This is a genomic window from Citrobacter sp. Cm046, assembly GCF_030333065.1.
GTDB classification, from domain to species: domain Bacteria; phylum Pseudomonadota; class Gammaproteobacteria; order Enterobacterales; family Enterobacteriaceae; genus Citrobacter; species Citrobacter murliniae.
Window position 1 is genome coordinate 120816 of the sequence record NZ_JAOWGP010000044.1, and the last position, 20804, is coordinate 141619.

Sequence of the window (20804 nt, forward strand, 5' to 3'; positions counted from 1 at the left end):
GTCACATTAGCCAACAGCAACAGAGCAAGTGTAGTGGGGAAAATTACGCTAGACGAGGATGAGGAAGTAAATTCGCCCATCCGTCGCAGATGGGCGAAAAATAAGTATTAGTCACACTGGACTTTAATCGCCAGGCCACCGCGTGATGTTTCACGGTATTTGGCGTTCATGTCCTTGCCGGTTTCGTACATTGTTTCAATGACTTTATCCAGCGAGACGCGCGGGGCGCTGGTACGACGCATTGCCATTCGTGCAGCGTTGATAGCCTTAACGGAGGCAATCGCGTTACGTTCAATACAAGGCACCTGAACCTGTCCGGCAACCGGATCACAGGTCAGCCCCAGGTTGTGCTCCATACCGATTTCGGCAGCAACACAAACCTGCTCAGGACTTGCACCCAGCAGTTCCGCCAGACCTGCCGCAGCCATCGAGCATGCCACGCCAACCTCGCCCTGACAGCCCACTTCCGCGCCAGAGATAGAGGCGTTCATTTTGTATAATGCGCCAATTGCACCGGCCGCCAGGAAATAGCGGGTATAAATATCCGGGCTGACGGACTCAATGAAATGGTCATAATAAGCCAGTACCGCAGGCACGATGCCGCAGGCACCGTTGGTTGGTGCAGTCACCACGCGGCCACCGGCGGCGTTCTCTTCGTTAACGGCCAGCGCAAACATGTTCACCCAGTCGATCACATTCATCGGATCGCTGGAGAGTTTATCGCTGGAGACCAGCATACGGCGCAGGGCAGAAGCTCGGCGAGGAACGCGCAACGGACCCGGCAGAATCCCTTCGGTATTCATCCCACGGTCAATACAGGCCTGCATGGTTTGCCAGACGTTGCCAAAGTACTCTTCAATCTCTTTCTTGCTGTGCAGCGCAAGTTCGTTCTGCATCACCATGCCAGAGAGCGACAAGCCAGTGCTGTTACAGTACTCCAGCATTTCGGTTGCGGACTTGAACGGATAAGGCACGCTGACCTCATTCGCTGCATCCTGGCCAAAATGTTCTTCATCAACGATGAATCCACCGCCGATCGAATAGTATGTTTTGCTGTAAACGACGGTTTCGCCGTTGTACGCATGGATCTGCATACCGTTTTCATGCAACGGCAGGTTACCGTTGTGAAAACGCATTCCGTCATTCTGCGGGAAATCAACTTCGTGCTGGCCTTGCGCAAGCAGCAGGCGACCACGCGCTTCTACGTCGCGGATAAATCCGGGAATGCTGTCAATGTCTACGGTCGCAGGTTCATTACCTGCCAGACCCATAATAATGGCGATATCGGTGTGGTGACCTTTACCCGTGAGCGACAGTGAACCATACACGTCGACGGCAACACGAGTAATGCTGTCCAGTAATCCTTTTTCGACCAGGTCATCGACGAACTGTTTACCTGCCTTCATAGGCCCTACGGTATGGGAAGATGAGGGACCAATCCCCACCTTAAACATGTCGAATAGACTAATCACGATAATACTCCTACAGGGCGACTGGGCTTTCCAGTAACGATGTTATAACTGCGCATAGTGTAAGAGGGAACGCGGCGATCGGCTTAACTATTCACATGAATTAAACTAATAGATAACCGCGATTTTACTAATGTTGTGACGGGAGTTTCAGGTTGTGTCTTCTGCGCGTAAAGATAAGTATAGTCAGGGTTTCACGCCAATTTGCAGCGCCAGCTCACGAATTATCCCAGCGGTCATTCCCCAGACGAAATAATGCTCATACCAGGAGAGCCAGACCCGATGAGAATCGCCACGACGATAAACATCCAGTGGATGGTAGCGTCCCAAATGCAGGGCCTGTGCCAACGGCATTTCAAAAACGGCGGAAACTTCATCTTCGCTGGCCCGATAGGGCAAATTAGGTGGAATTATCCCCACTACAGGAGTGACCTGGAAGCCCGTTACGCTGTCGACCGGAGGCAAAACGCCGATCACTTCCACTGATTCGGGCGGAATCGCGACTTCTTCCTGTGCTTCGCGCAACGCGGCGGCAATCAGTGAAGCGTCGCTGCTGTCCACGGCACCGCCGGGAAAAGCGACCTGTCCGGCGTGCTTGCGTAGATGAACGGAACGTTGGGTCAACAGGAGTCCTGGTTGCGCGCGCCGGACTACAGGAATAAGTACAGCTGCCTGGCGCTGGTTTAACGCTTCCCGGTTTATTTGCGGACGCAAAAGCTGGAAGCGCGATAAAAAATCATCAAGCGTCAGGTTGCTGTATTCCACTGTTTAGTTCTCCAGTTGGTGCAAAATACGATTCACTTTATCAAACGTTTCCTGATATTCCGCGTCTTCCTGACTGTCTGCAACAATGCCGCCGCCCGCAGAGCAGTAGATCTGTCCGTCTACAGCTGTCAGAGTACGGATGGTGATACTGGTATCCATATTGCCGCAAAAACTCAGATAACCAATACTGCCGCACCAGGCGTTACGTCTTTGTGGCTCCAGTTCATCAATAATTTCCATTGCCCGAACTTTCGGCGCGCCGGTAATTGACCCTCCTGGGAAGGCTGCGCGTAGCAAATCTGCTGCATGCAACGTCTCTGGCAAATGCGCGGTGATGGTACTGACCAGATGATGCACGGCTGGGAACGGCTCAACCACAAAGAGCTCTGGTACGTTTACCGAGCCTGGCACGGCAACGCGGCCTATATCGTTGCGCATCAAGTCGACGATCATCAGGTTTTCCGCCCGATCCTTTGGAGAGTTCGCCAGTGTTTGAGCCTGCAGACGATCGGCATCAGGGGAGTCCAGTCTGGGTAATGTGCCTTTAATGGGACGCGTCTGGATGTGCTGGTTTTCTAACTGAATAAAACGTTCAGGCGAAAGGCTTAGAATCGCCCCTTCCTCAAAACGTAAAAATGCACTGAACGGGGCGCGGTTCGCATGGTTTAGACGTACAAACGCCAGCCACTCATCGCCCTGATAATGCGCCTGAAAGCGCTGGGCAAGATTGACCTGATAGCAATCGCCGCTGTGCAGATAACGCTGCACCTGACGGAATTTTTCACCGTACTGCGCACGGGTCATGTTGGACCGCCACGAGGATGTTAACGAAAACGGTTCGCGCACGGATATCTGTTGATTTTCCAGCCAACGGCGTCGTGCCTGCACATCGGAGTGGCTAAGTAGTGACACCTTTTGCAACTGATGATCGACAATCAGCGCCCAATCGTAAATGCCAACCGCCATGTCCGGTAGCGTGATATCCTGTTCGGCTTCCGTTGGCAGAGATTCAAAACGGCGGCCTAAATCATAGCCAAACAGACCCAGCGCGCCTCCCTGGAACGGAAGATCGGGATTATAATCGGGCTGAATAGCCAGCGATGTCAGCGCCGAGTGTAAGACCGTCATCGGATCATCAACCGTTTGCATAGTACCGTGCCGGTCATGCACAACGGTCTCTTCAGCACGTGTGACCAGCGTTGTGATGGGGTCGGCGACCAGAATATCAAAGCGACTATGCGGATGGTCGGCATGGCCTGAATGCAAAAGCATTGCCCAGGGCTGGTGGCTTAATGTGGCAAAATAGTGCTCAGCGGCGTCCAGACGCCAGGGTAGTGTGATTACAGCGGGAGATAACGTCTTCATCAGTCCTGACTCGTTGCTACTTCACTGGCTATGTGCCGGGTAGCATGAAATAATTAGCGCTAATAATTTAGCAGGAGTTCACCATGATTGCAGGTTTACCTTCACTCACGCACGATCAGCAGCAACAGGCGGTTGAACGCATTCATGAACTGATATCCCAGGGGATGAGCAGTGGCGAGGCGATTACGAAAGTGGCTGCTGAATTACGCGCCAGCCATACCGGCGAACGGATCGTGGCGCGTTTTGAAGATGAAGACGAAGACGAGTAACGTCGGTTACACCGCAGCGATAATCTTTATCTCAACTTTGTATTTTGGGTTCATTAACCCGGCTTGTACGGTGCAGCGTACCGGGGCGTGACCGGCAACAACCCAGGCATCCCAGGCCTTATTCATAGCGGCAAAATCGTTCTTGTCAGCCAGAAACAGGGTAGCATCAAGAATACGTGACTTGTTGCTGCCCTGTTTTTCCAGCACAGCATCAATTTGCGCCAGCGTGTTTGCCGTTTGTTCGAATGCGTCTGCATCCAGATTTTCCGGCACACCGGTGTAATACAACGTGTTGTTGTGAATCACCACGTCAGACCAACGATCCTCGGCATCAATACGCACGATAGTCATACATTTTTCCTCGTTAAATTTCCATTTTTACGCCGCAAGACTGCCATAATGTCAGTCTGACGTCACCTCTTCAACTGGCGAAAGACCCGATGGCCTGACATAATCCCTGTTCAAATGAACAGGGGGTAGTGTGACGGACGATTTTGCAGCAGACGGTCAGTTGGCTAAAGCGATACCGGGTTTTAAACCACGTGAACCACAACGACAGATGGCCCTGGCCGTCGCGCATGCCATTGAAAAATCACAGCCGCTTGTCGTAGAGGCCGGGACCGGAACAGGGAAAACCTACGCCTATCTTGCCCCCGCGCTGCGCGCTGGAAAGAAAGTCATCATCTCTACCGGATCGAAAGCACTGCAGGATCAGCTTTACAGCCGCGATCTGCCTACTGTGGCAAAAGCGTTGAAATTCACCGGCAAACTGGCGCTATTGAAAGGGCGCTCCAACTACCTTTGCCTGGAGCGACTCGAACAACAGGCACTGGCGGGCGGTGACCTGCCGGTCCAGATATTAAGCGACGTTATTCTGTTGCGATCGTGGTCAAATCAAACCCTCGATGGAGACATCAGCACCTGTGTCAGTGTGGCCGAAGATTCACAGGCCTGGCCGCTGGTGACCAGCACCAACGACAACTGTTTGGGCAGCGACTGCCCGCTGTATAAAGAGTGTTTTGTTGTCAAAGCGCGTAAAAAAGCGATGGACGCAGACGTTATAGTGGTAAACCACCATCTGTTTCTTGCCGATATGGTAGTGAAAGAGAGTGGGTTCGGTGAACTGATCCCTGAGGCTGACGTGATGATCTTCGATGAAGCCCATCAGCTACCGGATATCGCCAGCCAGTATTTTGGTCAGTCACTCTCCAGCCGCCAACTTCTCGACCTGGCAAAGGACATTACCATCGCGTATCGCACCGAGCTGAAAGATACTCAACAGCTACAAAAGTGTGCTGACCGTCTTGCTCAAAGCGCACAGGATTTCCGCCTGCAACTGGGTGAGCCGGGCTATCGCGGCAACCTGCGGGAGCTGCTGGCGGATCAGCGCGTGCAGCGAGCATTTTTACTGCTCGATGATACCCTGGAGCTGTGTTACGACGTGGCAAAACTCTCTCTGGGACGTTCGGCACTGCTGGATGCGGCGTTTGAGCGAGCCACGTTGTATCGCACCCGTTTGAAACGGCTAAAAGAGATTAACCAGCCAGGGTTCAGCTACTGGTATGAATGCACCTCGCGCCATTTCACCCTGGCGCTGACGCCACTCACGGTGGCGGATAAATTCAAAGAAGTGATGGAACAAAAACCGGGCTGCTGGATTTTCACCTCAGCGACGTTGTCGGTAAACGATGATCTCCACCACTTTACGGCGCGGCTGGGTATTGAACAGGCGGAGTCGATGCTGCTGCCTAGCCCCTTTGATTACACGCGTCAGGCGCTGCTGTGCGTACCACGTAATCTACCGCAAACCAATCAGCCAGGGGCGGCGCGCCAGTTGGCATCTATGTTGCGGCCAATCATCGAGGCGAACAACGGTCGTTGTTTTATGCTGTGTACCTCGCACGCGATGATGCGCGACCTGGCGGAACAGTTTCGCGCCACCATGACGCTTCCCGTGTTGTTGCAGGGAGAGACCAGCAAAGGGCAACTGCTGCAACAGTTTGTTAGCGCGGGGAATGCTTTACTGGTGGCTACCAGTAGTTTCTGGGAAGGGGTGGACGTGCGTGGTGATACGCTTTCGCTGGTTATTATAGACAAGCTGCCGTTTACCTCACCGGACGATCCATTGTTGAAAGCGCGAATGGAAGATTGCCGCCTGCGCGGCGGCGATCCTTTTGACGAAGTCCAGCTCCCGGATGCGGTTATCACCCTGAAACAGGGGGTGGGGCGTTTGATACGTGATGCTGACGATCGCGGTGTGCTGGTGATTTGTGACAACCGGCTGGTGATGCGACCCTATGGCGCCACCTTCCTGGCGAGTCTGCCGCCGGCACCGCGTACGCGTGACATTGCCCGCGCTGTTCGATTTCTTGCTATACCAACGGCTGAGTAATTTGTTACGGAGTATGGTAAGATGCGCGCCAAATTTATTGATCTGATCACGAAGACCCATGCGAATTCTGGCTATCGATACCGCCACAGAAGCGTGCTCTGTTGCCCTGTGGAATGACGGTAATATCAAGGCTCATTTCGAGCTTTGCCCACGAGAACATACCCAACGAATCCTGCCGATGGTTCAGGACATCCTGACTGATGACGGTACTACCTTAACGGAGATCGACGCGCTGGCGTTTGGTCGCGGTCCCGGAAGTTTTACCGGTGTACGTATTGGTATCGGTATTGCTCAGGGGCTGGCATTAGGTGCGGAATTACCCATGATCGGCGTTTCAACTCTGGCAACAATGGCGCAGGGAGCCTGGCGTAAAACTGGGGCAATGCGCGTGCTGGCGGCGATTGACGCACGTATGGGTGAAGTTTACTGGGCCGAATACCAGCGTGATGAAGACGGCGTCTGGAACGGCGAAGAGACGGAAGCGGTATTAACACCAGAACAAGTTCATGAGCGTTTGCTGCAACTTTCCGGCGATTGGGCGACGGTTGGCACAGGCTGGTCGGCATGGCCTGAACTCGGCAAAGACAGTGGTCTGATGCTGATTGATGGCGGCGTTTTGCTTCCGGCTGCTGAAGACATGTTGCCTGTCGCCACTCAAATGCTGGCAGCAGGAAAGACGGTTGCGGTGGAACATGCTGAACCGGTTTATTTACGTAACACCGTAGCGTGGAAGAAACTTCCTGGGAAAGAATGAATCTTAGTAGTAAATACCCTGATTAATTTGAATTGCAGTTCATACGCGGCAGTTTGACAGAGACAGGGCAGGCGCTGAGAAAAGGGAGTCGCACATGGCGGTTCAAAAACAGGTAATGAAAGGTGTACTGGCTGGTGTATTAGCATTAATGCTAAGCGGTTGCGTCACCATTCCGGATGCGATTAAAGGTTCAAGCCCTACACCGCAGCAGGATCTGGTGCGGGTGATGAATGCACCGCAGTTGTACGTCGGACAGGAAGCGCGTTTCGGCGGTAAAGTGGTGGACATTCAGAATCAGCAGGGGAAATCCCGTCTGGAGATTGCTACCGTTCCGCTCGACAGTGGCGCGCGACCAATACTGGGAGAAGCCTCACGCGGAAGGATTTATGCTGATGTAAACGGCTTCCTCGATCCGGTTGATTTTCGTGGACAACTGGTTACCGTCGTGGGACCGATTAGCGGCACGGTAGACGGTAAAATCGGTAGTACGCCGTATAAGTTTATGCTGATGCAGGTAACAGGTTATAAACGCTGGCATATTACTCAGCAGATCGTGATGCCACCGCAACCGATTGACCCCTGGTTCTATGGTGCGCGTGGCTGGCCATACGGCTATGGCGGTTGGGGATGGTACAATCCCGGTCCCGCACAGGTTCAGACGATAGTAACAGAGTAACTCTTTGTTTTATTGGTAAAAGAAACAGCGGCTCGTCCGCTGTTTCTGCATTAACGTGGATATAAAAAAAATAAATAGTGACGCGCTTCGCAACCTTGTCGTTGTGTAATAAACAAACTGGTACGCTGAGTTAATATTATGTTAATAGTTTGTTTATTGTCTGGGGTTGTGATGACGACGAATACGCATTTTAGAGGTGATGTATTGAAAAAGGTTTGGCTTAACCGTTATCCCGAGGGCGTTCCCGCGGAGATCAATCCTGACCGTTATCAATCCCTGGTGGAGCTCTTTGAACACTCAGTAAGGCGCTATGCTGACCAGCCCGCGTTTGTAAATATGGGGGAGGTGATGACCTTCCGCAAACTGGAGGAGCGTAGTCGGGCATTTGCAGCCTACTTGCAACAGGGGCTTGGGCTGAAAAAGGGCGATCGTGTCGCGCTAATGATGCCTAACCTGCTGCAGTATCCTGTGGCATTGTTCGGCATCCTGCGTGCCGGAATGATCGTCGTGAACGTTAACCCGTTGTATACGCCGCGGGAACTGGAGCATCAGCTTAATGACAGCGGTGCGGCGGCGATCGTGATTGTCTCCAACTTTGCTCATACGCTGGAGAAAGTGGTCGATAAAACGTCGGTTCAACATGTGATCCTGACACGTATGGGCGATCAGCTTTCTACCGCTAAAGGGACGCTGGTTAACTTTGTCGTCAAGTACATCAAGCGTCTGGTGCCGAAATATCACCTGCCTGATGCCATCTCGTTTCGCAGCGCGTTACAAAACGGCTATCGCATGCAGTATGTGAAGCCTGAAGTGGTTTCTGAAGATCTGGCTTTCCTGCAGTATACCGGTGGCACCACTGGCGTGGCGAAAGGCGCAATGCTAACGCACCGCAATATGCTGGCTAACCTGGAACAGGTCAATGCTACCTACGGTCCATTGCTGCATCCGGGTAAAGAGCTGGTGGTGACTGCGCTGCCGTTGTATCACATCTTCGCGTTGACCATGAACTGCCTGTTGTTTATCGAACTGGGTGGTCAAAACCTGTTGATCACTAACCCGCGAGATATTCCGGGTCTGGTGAAAGAGCTGGCAAAATACCCGTTTACCGCGATGACCGGCGTCAATACGCTGTTTAACGCTTTGTTGAATAACAAAGAATTTCAGCAACTGGACTTTTCATCACTGCATCTCTCCGCGGGTGGCGGTATGCCGGTACAGCAGGCGGTAGCAGAACGCTGGGTGAAGCTGACCGGACAGTATCTGCTGGAAGGTTACGGCCTGACCGAGTGTGCGCCGTTGGTGAGTGTCAACCCTCACGATATCGATTATCACAGTGGCAGTATCGGCCTGCCGGTTCCTTCCACTGACGTTAAACTGGTGGATGACGACGATAACGAAGTGCCACCAGGGGAACCTGGCGAGCTGTGCGTTAAAGGTCCGCAGGTAATGCTGGGGTACTGGCAGCGACCAGATGCAACAGATGAAATTGTCAAAGACGGTTGGTTGCACACCGGTGATATTGCGGTGATGGATGATGAAGGTTTCCTGCGGATTGTCGATCGCAAAAAAGATATGATCCTGGTTTCAGGTTTCAACGTCTATCCGAACGAGATTGAAGATGTGGTGATGCAACACCCAGGTGTCCAGGAAGTGGCCGCAGTTGGTGTGCCGTCGGGCAGCAGCGGTGAGGCTGTGAAAATTTTTGTGGTGAAGAAAGACGCCTCGTTAACCGATGAGGCCTTGATTACCTTTTGTCGACGTCAGCTGACGGGCTATAAAGTGCCGAAGCTGGTGGAATTCCGTGATGAGCTGCCAAAATCAAACGTTGGCAAAATTTTGCGACGAGAATTACGTGACGAAGCACGTGGCAAAGTGGACAATAAAAGCTAAGCGTTAAGACAGCCATCAGAAAGCGCCGGTTAAACCGGCGTTTTTTTTGGTGCAAACCTGAGAGAGCACGATTTGAATTACCAAATGATCACCACGAACGACGCGTTGGCCACGCTGTGCGAAGCCGTTCGTGAGTTTCCGGCTATTGCCCTGGATACTGAATTTGTTCGCACACGTACCTATTACCCGCAACTGGGTCTGATCCAGTTGTTTGATGGCAAACACGTTGCTCTGATTGATCCGCTTGGGATCACCGACTGGTCACCGCTGAAGACCATTTTGCAGGACACTGCCATTACCAAATTCCTGCATGCAGGAAGTGAAGACCTGGAAGTGTTTCTCAACGCCTTTGGCGAACTTCCACAGCCGCTGATTGATACACAAATTCTGGCTGCGTTCTGCGGACGTCCATTATCGTGGGGATTTGCCGCGATGGTGGAAGAGTATACGGGAGTGGCGCTGGATAAAAGCGAATCCCGCACTGACTGGCTGGCGCGTCCGTTAACTGAGCGTCAGTGTGAGTATGCGGCAGCGGATGTCTGGTATTTATTACCGATCACCCAAAAGCTGATGACAGAGACTGATGCCTCTGGCTGGCTGCCCGCCGCGCTGGATGAGTGCCGTTTAATGCAGCAGCGTCGTCAGGAAATTCTGGCGCCTGAAGATGCGTGGCGTGAGATAACCAATGCCTGGCAACTACGAACCCGCCAGCTTGCCTGCCTGCAACTGCTGGCTGACTGGCGATTACGTAAGGCGCGTGAGCGCGATCTGGCGGTGAACTTTGTGGTACGTGAAGAACACCTGTGGTCTGTCGCTCGCTATATGCCAGGTAGTCTGGGTGAACTGGACAGTCTGGGTCTTTCCGGTAGCGAGATTCGTTTTCACGGCAAGACGCTGATTTCGCTGGTGGAGAAGGCTCAGGCTCTGCCGGAAGAATCATTGCCGGAACCGTTGCTGAACCTGATGGATATGCCGGGATATCGCAAGGCATTCAAGGCCATTAAGGCACTGGTTGCAGAGGTGAGTGCGGAACATAATCTCAGCGTTGAGTTACTGGCTTCGCGCCGTCAGATAAATCAGCTTCTCAACTGGCACTGGAAACTAAAGCCGCAGGCTTCCCTGCCGGAACTGATTTCCGGTTGGCGTGGTGAACTGATGGCCGAGCGTCTTAACGCACTGTTGCTGGAATATCCGCAGTAAGTTGATCAGACTAAGCCGGGTAGCGCTATCGCTCACCCGGCCTGACGTGATTACAAATCAAGGACCAGACGTTTGCCTTTGGCGCGCGAGCAACAGATGAGCATACTTTGCTGGCTGGCCTTCTCATCGTCGCTGAAATACTGATCGCGATGATCCGCTTCCCCTTCAATAATTGTCGTTTCACAGGTACCGCATACGCCTTCGCGACATAGACATTCCACCCTGGCCGCTTTGTTATTTTCGATAACCTGTAAAATAGTCATCTCTTCCGGAACGACAAATTCACGTCCAGAACGTGCCAGCACAAGGGTGAACGCATCACCGCTCTTATCTTCCACGGCAAATTGTTCGAAATGTAGCGTATCGTTGTCCAGAGCGTGGCGGGCGGCTTCGCGTCTTACGGCATCGTTAAGTACAGCAGGGCCGCAGGTGTAAATATGCGTGCCGGGTTCTACATCGGCCAGCAGACGCGCCAGGTCAAGGCGGGTGCCTTCGGTAGAAAGGTGCAGATGAATGCGCTCGGCGTTGATGTGCTGAGTGAGTTCATGATGAAATGCGCAGCTTTCCGGGCTGTGGGAGCAGTAATGCAGTTGCCACTCAGCGTGTGATTGTTCCAGCTCCGGGATCTGCGATAAAAAGGGCGTTATGCCAATGCCTCCTGCAATCAGTATATGTTTTCGTGCCTGAGGTTCGAGGGCAAAGAGATTATTTGGTGTGGATATCGTCAGCGTGTCGCCAGCGTTCACGTTCTGGTGTAAGAAACGTGAGCCGCCTTTGGACTCCTCCTCCAGTCGTACAGCTATTTGATAAGCGGTGGTATCAAGCGGTGAACTCATCAGCGAATAGGCATTGCTGTAGAGATTTTCGCCATCGCGCATCTGCACGATTATATGGCTGCCTCCACTGAACGCGGGTAACGAGCCGCCTGCAGAGGCAACTAAGGTGAAACGTTTTACATGTGGAGTAATGGTCTCAATCCGGCTGACCCGCACTTCATGCATTTGATATTCAGACATCGCGGCACTCCCTTAAAAATCTGTCCGGCGCGGGTTAACCCTGCGCGCCGGAATCTGTGTCACAGCCCCTGGCAGAGATATTTCATCTCCAGGTAATCTTCGATACCGTGTTCAGAGCCTTCACGCCCAAGGCCGGACTGTTTGACGCCGCCAAACGGGGCAACTTCATTAGAGATAAGCCCGGTATTGATCCCCACCATGCCGTATTCAAGCTGCTCAGAAACTCGCCAGATACGCGCAGCGTCATTACTATAGAAGTAAGATGCCAGACCGTAGATCGTATCGTTTGCCTGGTGGATCACGTCCTGTTCATCGTCAAATTTCACCAGCGCGGCGACCGGTCCGAAGATTTCTTCCTGTAACAGTTGCGTGCCTGGCTGCACGTTGCCGATGACGGTAGGGGTAAAATAGTTTCCGCCCAGCGCATGGCGTTGGCCGCCGGTTAACAGCGTGGCACCACGCGTCAGGGCGTCATCAAGAAGTGATTGTACTTTGTCTACGGCGGCGCTGTTGATCAGTGGTCCGGTCTGTACGCCTGGTTGCTCACCATTGCCTACCTTCAGCGCGGCGACACGGGCGACAAACTTCTCGCAAAACGTGTCGTAAATGGCCTGATGAATATAAAAACGATTCACACAGACACAGGTCTGTCCGGCGTTGCGAAACTTGGCAACCAACGCCCCTTCGACGGCTTTATCAATATCTGCGTCATCAAACACAATAAACGGCGCATTACCCCCCAGCTCCAGTGACACCTTTTTGATGGAGTCAGAACACTGGCGCATCAGGACGCGTCCGACTTCTGTTGAACCCGTGAACGAGAGCTTACGTATACGATCATCAGCGGTGAACTGAGCGCCAATTTCGCGTGATTTTCCTGTTACGACGTTGATGACGCCTGAGGGAATGCCGGCCTGACGTGCGAGCTCGGCAAGTGCCAGTGCTGTGAACGGCGTCTCGTTGGCCGGTTTTATCACTATCGTACAGCCTGCAGCCAGTGCCGGACCGGCTTTGCGGGTGATCATGGCGGCGGGGAAGTTCCACGGCGTAATCGCGGCGCAGACGCCGACGCCCTGGCGGATCACCATCAACCGCTTGTCCGTTGTAGGAGAGGGAATGATTTCACCGTTGGTGCGTTTTGCCTGTTCGGCAAACCACTCAATAAACGAAGCGGCATAGACAATTTCGCCCTCCGCTTCTGTCTGCGGTTTTCCCTGTTCGGCAGTCATGATTTGCGCCAGCGCCGTTTTGTTGTCGAGAATTAAGTGATGCCAGGCTTTGAGCAGAGTGGAACGCTGGGCTGCGGTCATTGCACGCCAGTTGGGTAACGCCTGAGAGGCGGCATCAATAGCCCGCTGAGTCTCTGACATTCCCATATTGGGTATTTTCCCCAGAATAGCGCCTGTCGCCGGATTGCTGACCGATAACGTATTGTTGTCATCGGCGTCGCACCAGTTCCCGGCGATAAACGCCTGCTGGCGGAAAAGTGAAGTCTGAAAGACGGTCATGACGAACTCCTTCAAGGATTAATCCTGAAACACCTGGGCTACCAGGTTATGGAAATGGGCAATACCGTGTTCAGAAATCCCGCTGCCGCTGGTATCTGCCATAATGCGTCCCTGACCGCGATAGCCGCGTGATTTCAGCCCTTTTTGTACGCTTTCGACCAGACGTAAATCTTCAGGGCGGAAGACATTGCGATACCATTCAATCAGCTCTTTCTGCTCTTCGGTGAGTTCTTCATTGGTGAAGTAGATGTCGTAGTTTTGCAGTGTGGTTTCTGCATCCACCGGGAACTCATAGATAACGGTCATCATGCCTTTAATTGGCGTGACGTTGAGCATGGTGCATGGCCACAACCAGAAACCGTGGAAGGCGGCATCAACGCCTTCTTCGAACTTAAATGACTGCTCTGATGGTTTGGCAAAACCGTATTGCAGAGTCCAGTTGCCATGCATGGTGTGCCAGTAGCGGTCAACCTGTACCGAGTCGGAAAAACCAGGGTGTGCCGGACCGCAGTGGTAGCACTCCAGATAGTTATCAACGATATTTTTCCAGTTGGCAGGTGTGCGAGTCGTAAAGCGCGCAGCCAGTTTCAGATCGTGTACATCAGGGCAGGCTTCGACAACTTTCGCTGCCAGTCCCGGGAGTTGATCTTCAACGCTGCCGGCATTCGGATCCATATTGATAAATACGAATCCGGCATATTCTTCAAGCCGTACCGGAGTGAGATGGGCTTTCTCACTATTGAAATTGGCCACGTTTTCACAGTTACGGGCGTGTGCCAGGTTGCCATCGAGCTTAAAAGCCCAGGCGTGATAGGGACAGGTAATGACATTCTTCGCTTTCCCTTCGCCGCTTAGCAACTGATGACCCCGATGTGGGCAGACGTTGTAGAAAGCGCGCAGCACGTTATCGCGACCCCGTACCAGCACGATATTTTCGCCAATCACTTCACGAGTGACATAGTCATTTGGTTTTGCCAGTTCGCTGCTGTGGGCTACGCAAATCCAACTTTTGGCAAACACGTTCTCTTGCTCGTGCTCAAACGCCTGTTGATCGGTATAAAACCGTGCCGGGATGGTCCATGCGTCCTGCGGGTTGGCACAAAAATTTTGCGGCAGAATAAACTCAGGGCTCAGATTGCTCATTGGATTACCTTTAATTTGTGAGTAAGAGGATGTTTTTGTACTGGCGCTCAACTGTCGCCTTTGAGTAATGCCCCGGCGGGTGGCGTGACAGGCTCGCCGCCCTGTGCGTCGGGAAGATGACTTTCAATTTGGTGAGCAGGAATATGGGCATAGTCCTGTTTAACCCAGCGAAGAAAACCGCCGACCTTCACCAGCAAAATGGCGAGGAAGGGAAGTGCGGTCAGTACCACGGTAGTCTTCATGGTTTCCAGTGAAGCACCGGTAAACAGAATCGATAATGGAATCAAGGTAATGACCACGCACCAGAACAGGCGTAAGCCGCGCTCGGGATCTTCACCTTCCTGAAGATTGCGCGTGCTGGTGGCCGCCATGGTATAGGCCACAGTATCCATATGTGAGGCGAGGAAAATAATCATGATAGCCAGATAGGCCACCAGGAACAGTTTCCCGGCGGGTAGTGACATCAGTACCTGCTGGACGGCCGTTTCGCCGCCAAGCGTTGCCATTATTTGCGGAACATCAATTACACCGTTAACAAACTGATGGATAGAGTAACTTTCCATCACCCCGAAGAAGAACCAACAACCGACGGTACTACCAAGGATCAATGCCCAGATCACTTCCTTAATTTTGCGTCCACGGGAAACGCGGGTAACAAACATCGCTACGCCAGGGGTATAGGAGATCCACCACAGCCAGTAAAATACCGTCCAGTTGCGGGTAAACTCACCATTACCGAGAGGGTCGGTAAACAGGCTCATTTGCAAAAAGTTTTGTGTTGTCAGGCCGATGGCATTGATGATGTTGTTAGTGATGAACTCGGTTGGGCCGACGATCAATACCAGCAGCGGCAGCAAAAATGCGCCCCAGCCAACCATTTTGCTCAGACGTTGTAAGCCGTTATTGATGCCAATCCAGGAGCTGAGACAGAAGATGCCCCCCGAAAACAGGATCACAAATGCCTGCACCGTAAAGTTATCCGGCAGACCAGTGAGAGCCGATAAGCCACGAGTAAAGGTGGCTGCGGTGACGACCAGGGAGATGGTTAACGCGCCGACGGTGGCAATCAGGAACATCAGGTCGACTAAGCGCCCCCAGACGCCTTGCGGATGAACGCCAGTAATTGCAGCAATAATACCGGACAGGCTCAACCCTTTGTTTTTACGCACATGGAAGTGATAAGCCATGGTTAATGAGGCCAGCGTATAGGTTGCCCACGCGCTGATCCCCCAATGGAAAAAAGAGTAGGGCAGGCTGAATTCCAGTGCTTTTTGCGAGTGGGGGGCGATATTCAGGCCCGGTGTCTGGTAATAATAGGCCCATTCTGCAACGCCCCAGTAGAGCGTGGAAGAACCTAACCCGGCGCAGATAAACATAAACAGCCAGGAAAGAGTGCTGTATTCCGCTTTGCCTTCTCCCAGACGAATGTTGCCGTACTTGCTGGTGGCAAGATAGATGACCAGTCCCATAGCCATGAGGACCAGTATCTGGACTGCTGAACCCAGCATGCGGGTGACACCATTAAAAATGGTGTTTGCCGCTTGTGCGGATTGCTGAGGGAAGAAACTCAGTGTGGCTGCGATAAAAAGAATGGCCACCAGGCTGATGGCTATGAGTGGCACATCTTTTTTCTTTACGTTGCTCAACATGGGTGATCTCCTGGGCATAAGTTGCCCGCGTTTGGCATTAGCCTGTCGTTGTTATCATGCTGTAGGGGTACAATGTGTCGCTTCGTTATTTAACATTTTAATTATTTGTTCTTTACATGAATTAAACAATTGCCCGATGCGTGAAGCAATAAAACACGGAACGGAAATAATAAAAGGTGAATTCGCGCAGGTTATTTCAGCAATTGAACGCATAAAAAAGCCGCGTCAGTGACGCGGCTCAAATTAAGTGGTTTGACCTTTAACGAAGGGCCTGACAGATGGCCTGGCCAACCTGTGATGTGGTGGCGGTCCCTTTCATATCCGGTGTTTTAGGACCACTGGCAATGACCTGTTCAATCGCCGCCACGATCCCATCGTGAGCAGCCTGATAATTTGCATCACCGTTGCCGAGGAAATCCAGCATCATGGCTCCCGCCCAGATTGTGGCAATCGGGTTGGCGATATTCTTGCCGTAGATATCTGGTGCCGAACCGTGTACCGGTTCGAACAACGATGGAAAGGTGCGTTCCGGGTTTAAGTTTGCAGAAGGGGCAATACCAATTGTCCCTGTGCAAGCAGGGCCTAAATCGGAAAGGATATCGCCAAACAGGTTCGAGGCGACCACCACGTCAAAGCGTTCAGGCTGCATAACAAAACGGGCGCACAGAATATCGATATGTTGCTTATCCCAGCGAATCTCAGGATATTGAGCTGCCATGGCTTCAACGCGTTCATCCCAGTAGGGCATACTGATGGCAAGACCGTTTGATTTGGTTGCAGAGGTTAACGTTTTGCGTGGACGGCTCTGGGCCAGTTCGAACGCGTAACGCAAAATGCGGTCGACTCCACGACGGGTGAAGACGGATTCCTGAATGACCACTTCATGCTCGGTTCCTGCGTTTACTCGCCCGCCCAGTGAAGAGTATTCCCCCTCGGTATTCTCGCGCACGACATAAAAATCAATGTCGCCTGGTTTTTTTCCTGCCAGTGGACAGGGAACGCCGGGGAACAGGCGAACCGGACGCAGGTTGACGTACTGATCGAATTCGCGCCGAAACTTGAGTAATGATCCCCATAATGAGATGTGATCCGGCACGGTATCTGGCCAACCGACAGCTCCAAAATAGATAGCATCGAATGATTTTAGCTGCTCATGCCAGTCATCCGGCATCATTTTTCCGTGATGCGTATAGTATTCGCAGCTGGCCCATTCCATTTGCTCAAAGCTGAGCGACAAATCCCAACGCTCCGCAGCCGCCTGTAACACATTAATGCCTTCAGGCAGGACTTCTTTACCAATACCATCTCCGGGAATAGCGGCAATACGACAGGTTTTCTTCATAGCAGCTCTCACTTGTACGCCATCAAAATTGACTTTCCCCTTATCCTATAATTGACTGATTAAGAGTTAATCCCCCTAACTGGTGAAACATAAAACACAGATCATGAATAATCTGCCGCTGCTAAATGATTTACGCGTCTTTATGCTGGTTGCCCGTCGTGCAGGATTTGCCGCTGTTGCTGAGGAGTTGGGCGTTTCTCCCGCGTTTATCAGCAAGCGCGTTGCGCTGCTTGAACAGACGCTGAATGTCGTGTTGTTACACCGCACCACGCGGCGAGTGACCATCACGGAAGAGGGAGAGCGGATCTACGAATGGGCGCAGCGGATCCTGCAGGATGTGGATCAGATGATGGATGAGTTGTCTGATGTCCGGCAGATCCCTCAGGGTATGTTGCGCATTATCAGTAGCTTTGGCTTTGGTCGCCAGGTGGTGGCGCCTGCACTGTCTGCACTGGCGAAACAGTATCCGCAGCTTGAGCTAAGATTCGATGTTGAGGATCGGTTGGTGGATCTGGTTAATGAAGGTGTCGATCTTGATATTCGTATTGGTGATGATATTGCTCCTAATTTGATAGCACGAAAGCTGGCGACTAATTATCGCATCCTGTGCGCTTCACCAGAATTTGTGACGCAATACGGTGCGCCTAAGCAACTGAATGAACTGGCAAGCTTTCCCTGCCTGGTAATTAAAGAACGTGATCATCCGTTTGGCATCTGGCAATTGCGTAATAAAGAAGGTGAGCACTCGATTAAAGTGACGGGTCCATTATCATCTAATCACGGTGAGGTTGTTCATCAGTGGTGTCTGGATGGGCAGGGTATTGCGCTGCGTTCGTGGTGGGATGTATGCGACAACATTACTAGCGGACATCTGGTTCAGATATTACCAGAGTATTATCAGCCAGCTAATATCTGGGCTGTATATGTTTCTCGCCTGGCGACATCGGCCAAAATTCGTATTACGGTTGAGTTTTTGCGCCGCTATTTTGAGGAGAATTACCCCAGGTTTTCTCTGGAATAAATGCGAGTTGGCTGGGGGAAAAATAAAAAAGGCAGAATAATCTGCCTTTTTGCTGCTGACCATACTCTTTTACAAAAGACGTTATTTAGACTCTTCTGCTTCAGGTAATGTCACGTTAAGTTCGAGGATAGAAATATCGCCGTCTTTTTGTTCAAGTTGTACGGTGACCATTTCGGGGTCAATTTGTACATACTTACAGATAACGTCGAGAATATCTTTCCTCAACTGCGGTAAATAATGCGGCTCGGCGTCACTGCGACGACGTTCCGCAACAATAATCTGCAGTCGCTCTTTAGCGATGTTTGCTGTGCTCTTTTTCCGCGAGAGAAAAAAATCCAGTAATGCCATAACTTATCCTCCGAACAGGCGTTTGAGGAAACCTTTCTTCTCTTCTTCAATGAAGCGGAAAGGACGTTCTTCTCCCAACAGACGGTCTACGGTATCTGCGTAGGCTTTGCCGGCATCAGCATTGATGTCGAGAATAACCGGCTCACCCTGGTTAGACGCGCGCAGGACTGACTGATCTTCAGGAATCACGCCGACCAGCTTGATTCGCAGAATCTCCAGTACATCTTCCATGCTGAGCATGTCGCCTTTGTTTACGCGGCCCGGATTGTAGCGCGTAAGTAACAGGTGCTCTTTAATCGGATCTTCACCATTTTCAGCGCGACGAGATTTCGACGCCAGAATACCCAGAATACGGTCAGAGTCACGTACGGATGAAACTTCCGGGTTGGTGGTGATGATAGCTTCATCAGCAAAATACAGGGCCATCAACGCGCCGGTTTCAATACCTGCCGGGGAGTCGCAGACGATGAAATCGAAGCCCATCGTTTTCAGATCATCCAGAACTTTTGCGACGCCTTCGCGCGTCAGCGCGTCTTTATCGCGAGTCTGTGAGGCCGGAAGAATAAAGAGATTTTCGGTACGCTTATCTTTGATTAACGCCTGATTTAACGACGCATCGCCCTGGATCACGTTGACGAAGTCGTAAACGACGCGGCGTTCACAACCCATAATCAAATCAAGATTACGCAGGCCGATATCAAAATCAATAACGACAGTTTTCTTTCCCTTCTGGGCCAAACCTGTAGCGATGGCCGCGCTGGAGGTTGTTTTGCCAACGCCCCCTTTACCCGAAGTAACAACAATAATGCGTGCCATAGAAATTCCTTGTTAAAAAGGGATCAATTCAACGGTTGAACTGTCAAAGCGTTCTCTGCTAATTGCAGACGAGCCGCTTTGCCATAAAATTCTGCTGGGATATTATCACTCAGCCAATATACACCTGCGATAGACACCAGTTCTGCCGTCAGATGGGTACAAAAAATTTGTGCTTCCCGGTCACCGCTGGCGCCCGCCAGTGCACGGCCTCTCATCACACCATACACGTGAATGTTACCATCAGCGATAAGCTCAGCGCCTGCGCTGACGTGGCTTGTAACAATCAGATCACATTGTGGTGCATAAATACGCTGACCGGAACGAACCGGTACATTTATTAATCGCGTTTTTGTGATGGGAGTAACGTTTTGTGGTGGCGCGGCAGGGGCCGGGGTATTAACTGGCGCGGAACGGATGGTTTTTTCTTTACCTTCAGTGAGTAAAGGAAGACCCAATTCGTCTATTTCAGCCTTAAGTTTGGCGTCTTTACAGCCGCTGACGCCAATAATACGCAGGCCGGTAGATGCGACCACTTTTTGCAGCGCCGGCCAGTTTACCGGGCTTTCAAGGCCACTGACGTTGATCACCACGGGAGCATGTTTTAAAAAAGCAGGTGCCTGCGCGATTTTGTCTTCCAACGCCTGACGAATAACCTCGGGTTCTGCTTCGTGCAAGTGAACCACTGATAAGGTGAAGCTACTGCCTTTAAGCTCGATTGGCGTGTTTGACATCCTGGCCTTACTCAATTTGCTATTTATCATCCCCAGCGCGGGGTGATATTCCGAAGACTATAAGGCATGTTATAGTCAGTATTATATTGAGGCAAGCCACCATTCCCTGAATTCAGAGTAAAAGATATGTTTTGTGTGATCTACCGAAGCAGCAAACGTGACCAGACCTATTTATATGTCGAAAAAAAAGACGATTTCTCACGCGTTCCTGAAGAACTGATGAAAGGATTTGGTCAACCGAAGCTGGCAATGATTTTACCGCTTGATGGCCGTAAAAAACTCGTCAACGCCGATCTTGAAAAAGTAAAACAGGCGTTAACTGAGCAGGGCTATTATTTACAATTACCGCCACCGCCAGAAGATTTACTCAAACAGCATCTGTCTGTGGTTAAACAAAATACACCAGACGTTAAACCTTAAACTGTATCCGGCAGTAGCGTGTCCCATCGA

20 protein-coding genes are annotated in these 20804 nt (G+C 51.7%); 8 read left to right on the forward strand and 12 right to left on the reverse strand.

The window, feature by feature from the left end; translation table 11 throughout:
* Window positions 1-107: 107 nt before the first annotated feature.
* The 3 genes from sdaA to pabB all read right to left on the reverse strand — a co-directional run bounded on the left by sdaA (window position 108) and on the right by pabB (window position 3599).
* Entirely contained in the window at window positions 108-1472 is a 1365-nt protein-coding gene (sdaA, locus tag OGX98_RS18520; protein ID WP_045443949.1) for an L-serine ammonia-lyase, read from the reverse strand.
* A 183-nt stretch (window positions 1473-1655) separates the two neighbouring features.
* Window positions 1656-2234 (reverse strand): CoA pyrophosphatase, encoded by a 579-nt coding sequence (locus OGX98_RS18525; RefSeq protein ID WP_045443946.1) that lies wholly within the window; start codon window positions 2232-2234, stop codon window positions 1656-1658.
* Between the two features lie 3 nt (window positions 2235-2237).
* Window positions 2238-3599: an aminodeoxychorismate synthase component 1 gene (gene pabB / locus OGX98_RS18530; protein WP_225761063.1), complete on the reverse strand. Its 1362-nt coding sequence runs from the start codon at window positions 3597-3599 to the stop codon at window positions 2238-2240.
* Between the two features lie 83 nt (window positions 3600-3682).
* Here pabB and OGX98_RS18535 point away from each other — a divergent pair, with 83 nt between their 5' ends.
* Window positions 3683-3868: a YoaH family protein gene (locus tag OGX98_RS18535; protein ID WP_045443940.1), complete on the forward strand. Its 186-nt coding sequence runs from the start codon at window positions 3683-3685 to the stop codon at window positions 3866-3868.
* Between the two features lie 6 nt (window positions 3869-3874).
* Here OGX98_RS18535 and OGX98_RS18540 read toward each other — a convergent pair whose 3' ends face one another.
* Window positions 3875-4219 (reverse strand): RidA family protein, encoded by a 345-nt coding sequence (locus OGX98_RS18540; protein WP_045443929.1) that lies wholly within the window; start codon window positions 4217-4219, stop codon window positions 3875-3877.
* A 130-nt stretch (window positions 4220-4349) separates the two neighbouring features.
* On the opposite strand from OGX98_RS18540, the gene yoaA reads away from it, so the two are divergent.
* From yoaA to rnd, 5 genes are all read left to right on the forward strand, one after another.
* Window positions 4350-6260 (forward strand): DNA repair helicase YoaA, encoded by a 1911-nt coding sequence (gene yoaA, locus OGX98_RS18545; RefSeq protein WP_045443927.1) that lies wholly within the window; start codon window positions 4350-4352, stop codon window positions 6258-6260.
* A 58-nt stretch (window positions 6261-6318) separates the two neighbouring features.
* Window positions 6319-7014 carry a tRNA (adenosine(37)-N6)-threonylcarbamoyltransferase complex dimerization subunit type 1 TsaB gene (gene tsaB, locus OGX98_RS18550; RefSeq protein ID WP_286595727.1) on the forward strand — a complete coding sequence of 232 codons (696 nt, stop codon included), beginning with the start codon at window positions 6319-6321 and terminating at the stop codon, window positions 7012-7014.
* Between the two features lie 94 nt (window positions 7015-7108).
* Window positions 7109-7690 carry a Slp family lipoprotein gene (locus tag OGX98_RS18555; protein ID WP_045443922.1) on the forward strand — a complete coding sequence of 194 codons (582 nt, stop codon included), beginning with the start codon at window positions 7109-7111 and terminating at the stop codon, window positions 7688-7690.
* A gap of 204 nt (window positions 7691-7894) precedes the next feature.
* A complete protein-coding gene (fadD, locus tag OGX98_RS18560; RefSeq protein ID WP_136345473.1) occupies window positions 7895-9580 on the forward strand; it encodes a long-chain-fatty-acid--CoA ligase FadD in 1686 nt (561 codons plus the stop codon).
* A gap of 84 nt (window positions 9581-9664) precedes the next feature.
* On the forward strand, window positions 9665-10780 hold the full coding sequence (gene rnd, locus OGX98_RS18565) for a ribonuclease D (RefSeq protein WP_045443915.1): 1116 nt from the start codon (window positions 9665-9667) through the stop codon (window positions 10778-10780).
* Between the two features lie 50 nt (window positions 10781-10830).
* On the opposite strand, the gene OGX98_RS18570 is transcribed toward rnd, so the two are convergent.
* The 5 genes from OGX98_RS18570 to OGX98_RS18590 all read right to left on the reverse strand — a co-directional run bounded on the left by OGX98_RS18570 (window position 10831) and on the right by OGX98_RS18590 (window position 17438).
* On the reverse strand, window positions 10831-11796 hold the full coding sequence (locus tag OGX98_RS18570) for a PDR/VanB family oxidoreductase (protein ID WP_048221315.1): 966 nt from the start codon (window positions 11794-11796) through the stop codon (window positions 10831-10833).
* Between the two features lie 59 nt (window positions 11797-11855).
* Window positions 11856-13304, reverse strand: coding sequence for an NAD-dependent succinate-semialdehyde dehydrogenase (locus tag OGX98_RS18575; protein ID WP_286595728.1), 1449 nt, complete (start codon window positions 13302-13304; stop codon window positions 11856-11858).
* Between the two features lie 18 nt (window positions 13305-13322).
* The gene (gene yeaW / locus OGX98_RS18580; RefSeq protein WP_286595729.1) at window positions 13323-14447 is read right to left on the reverse strand and encodes a carnitine monooxygenase, oxygenase subunit YeaW; all 1125 of its coding nucleotides are present in this window, start codon (window positions 14445-14447) and stop codon (window positions 13323-13325) included.
* A gap of 47 nt (window positions 14448-14494) precedes the next feature.
* Window positions 14495-16096: a BCCT family transporter gene (locus OGX98_RS18585; RefSeq protein WP_286595730.1), complete on the reverse strand. Its 1602-nt coding sequence runs from the start codon at window positions 16094-16096 to the stop codon at window positions 14495-14497.
* A gap of 259 nt (window positions 16097-16355) precedes the next feature.
* The gene (locus OGX98_RS18590) at window positions 16356-17438 is read right to left on the reverse strand and encodes a tartrate dehydrogenase (RefSeq protein WP_045443899.1); all 1083 of its coding nucleotides are present in this window, start codon (window positions 17436-17438) and stop codon (window positions 16356-16358) included.
* A 103-nt stretch (window positions 17439-17541) separates the two neighbouring features.
* Here OGX98_RS18590 and OGX98_RS18595 point away from each other — a divergent pair, with 103 nt between their 5' ends.
* Window positions 17542-18459, forward strand: a complete 918-nt coding sequence (locus tag OGX98_RS18595; RefSeq protein ID WP_045443897.1) for a LysR substrate-binding domain-containing protein — start codon at window positions 17542-17544, stop codon at window positions 18457-18459.
* Between the two features lie 81 nt (window positions 18460-18540).
* Here OGX98_RS18595 and minE read toward each other — a convergent pair whose 3' ends face one another.
* Genes minE through minC form a run of 3 tightly spaced genes read right to left on the reverse strand, consistent with a single transcriptional unit; the run spans window position 18541 to window position 20354 of the window.
* Window positions 18541-18807, reverse strand: a complete 267-nt coding sequence (gene minE / locus OGX98_RS18600) for a cell division topological specificity factor MinE (RefSeq protein ID WP_003833739.1) — start codon at window positions 18805-18807, stop codon at window positions 18541-18543.
* A 3-nt stretch (window positions 18808-18810) separates the two neighbouring features.
* On the reverse strand, window positions 18811-19623 hold the full coding sequence (gene minD, locus OGX98_RS18605; RefSeq protein WP_045443887.1) for a septum site-determining protein MinD: 813 nt from the start codon (window positions 19621-19623) through the stop codon (window positions 18811-18813).
* A gap of 23 nt (window positions 19624-19646) precedes the next feature.
* A complete protein-coding gene (gene minC / locus OGX98_RS18610) occupies window positions 19647-20354 on the reverse strand; it encodes a septum site-determining protein MinC (protein ID WP_200011062.1) in 708 nt (235 codons plus the stop codon).
* 126 nt (window positions 20355-20480) lie between these two features.
* Here minC and OGX98_RS18615 point away from each other — a divergent pair, with 126 nt between their 5' ends.
* Window positions 20481-20774, forward strand: a complete 294-nt coding sequence (locus OGX98_RS18615; RefSeq protein WP_045443883.1) for a YcgL domain-containing protein — start codon at window positions 20481-20483, stop codon at window positions 20772-20774.
* The last annotated feature ends 30 nt before the right edge of the window (window positions 20775-20804 follow it).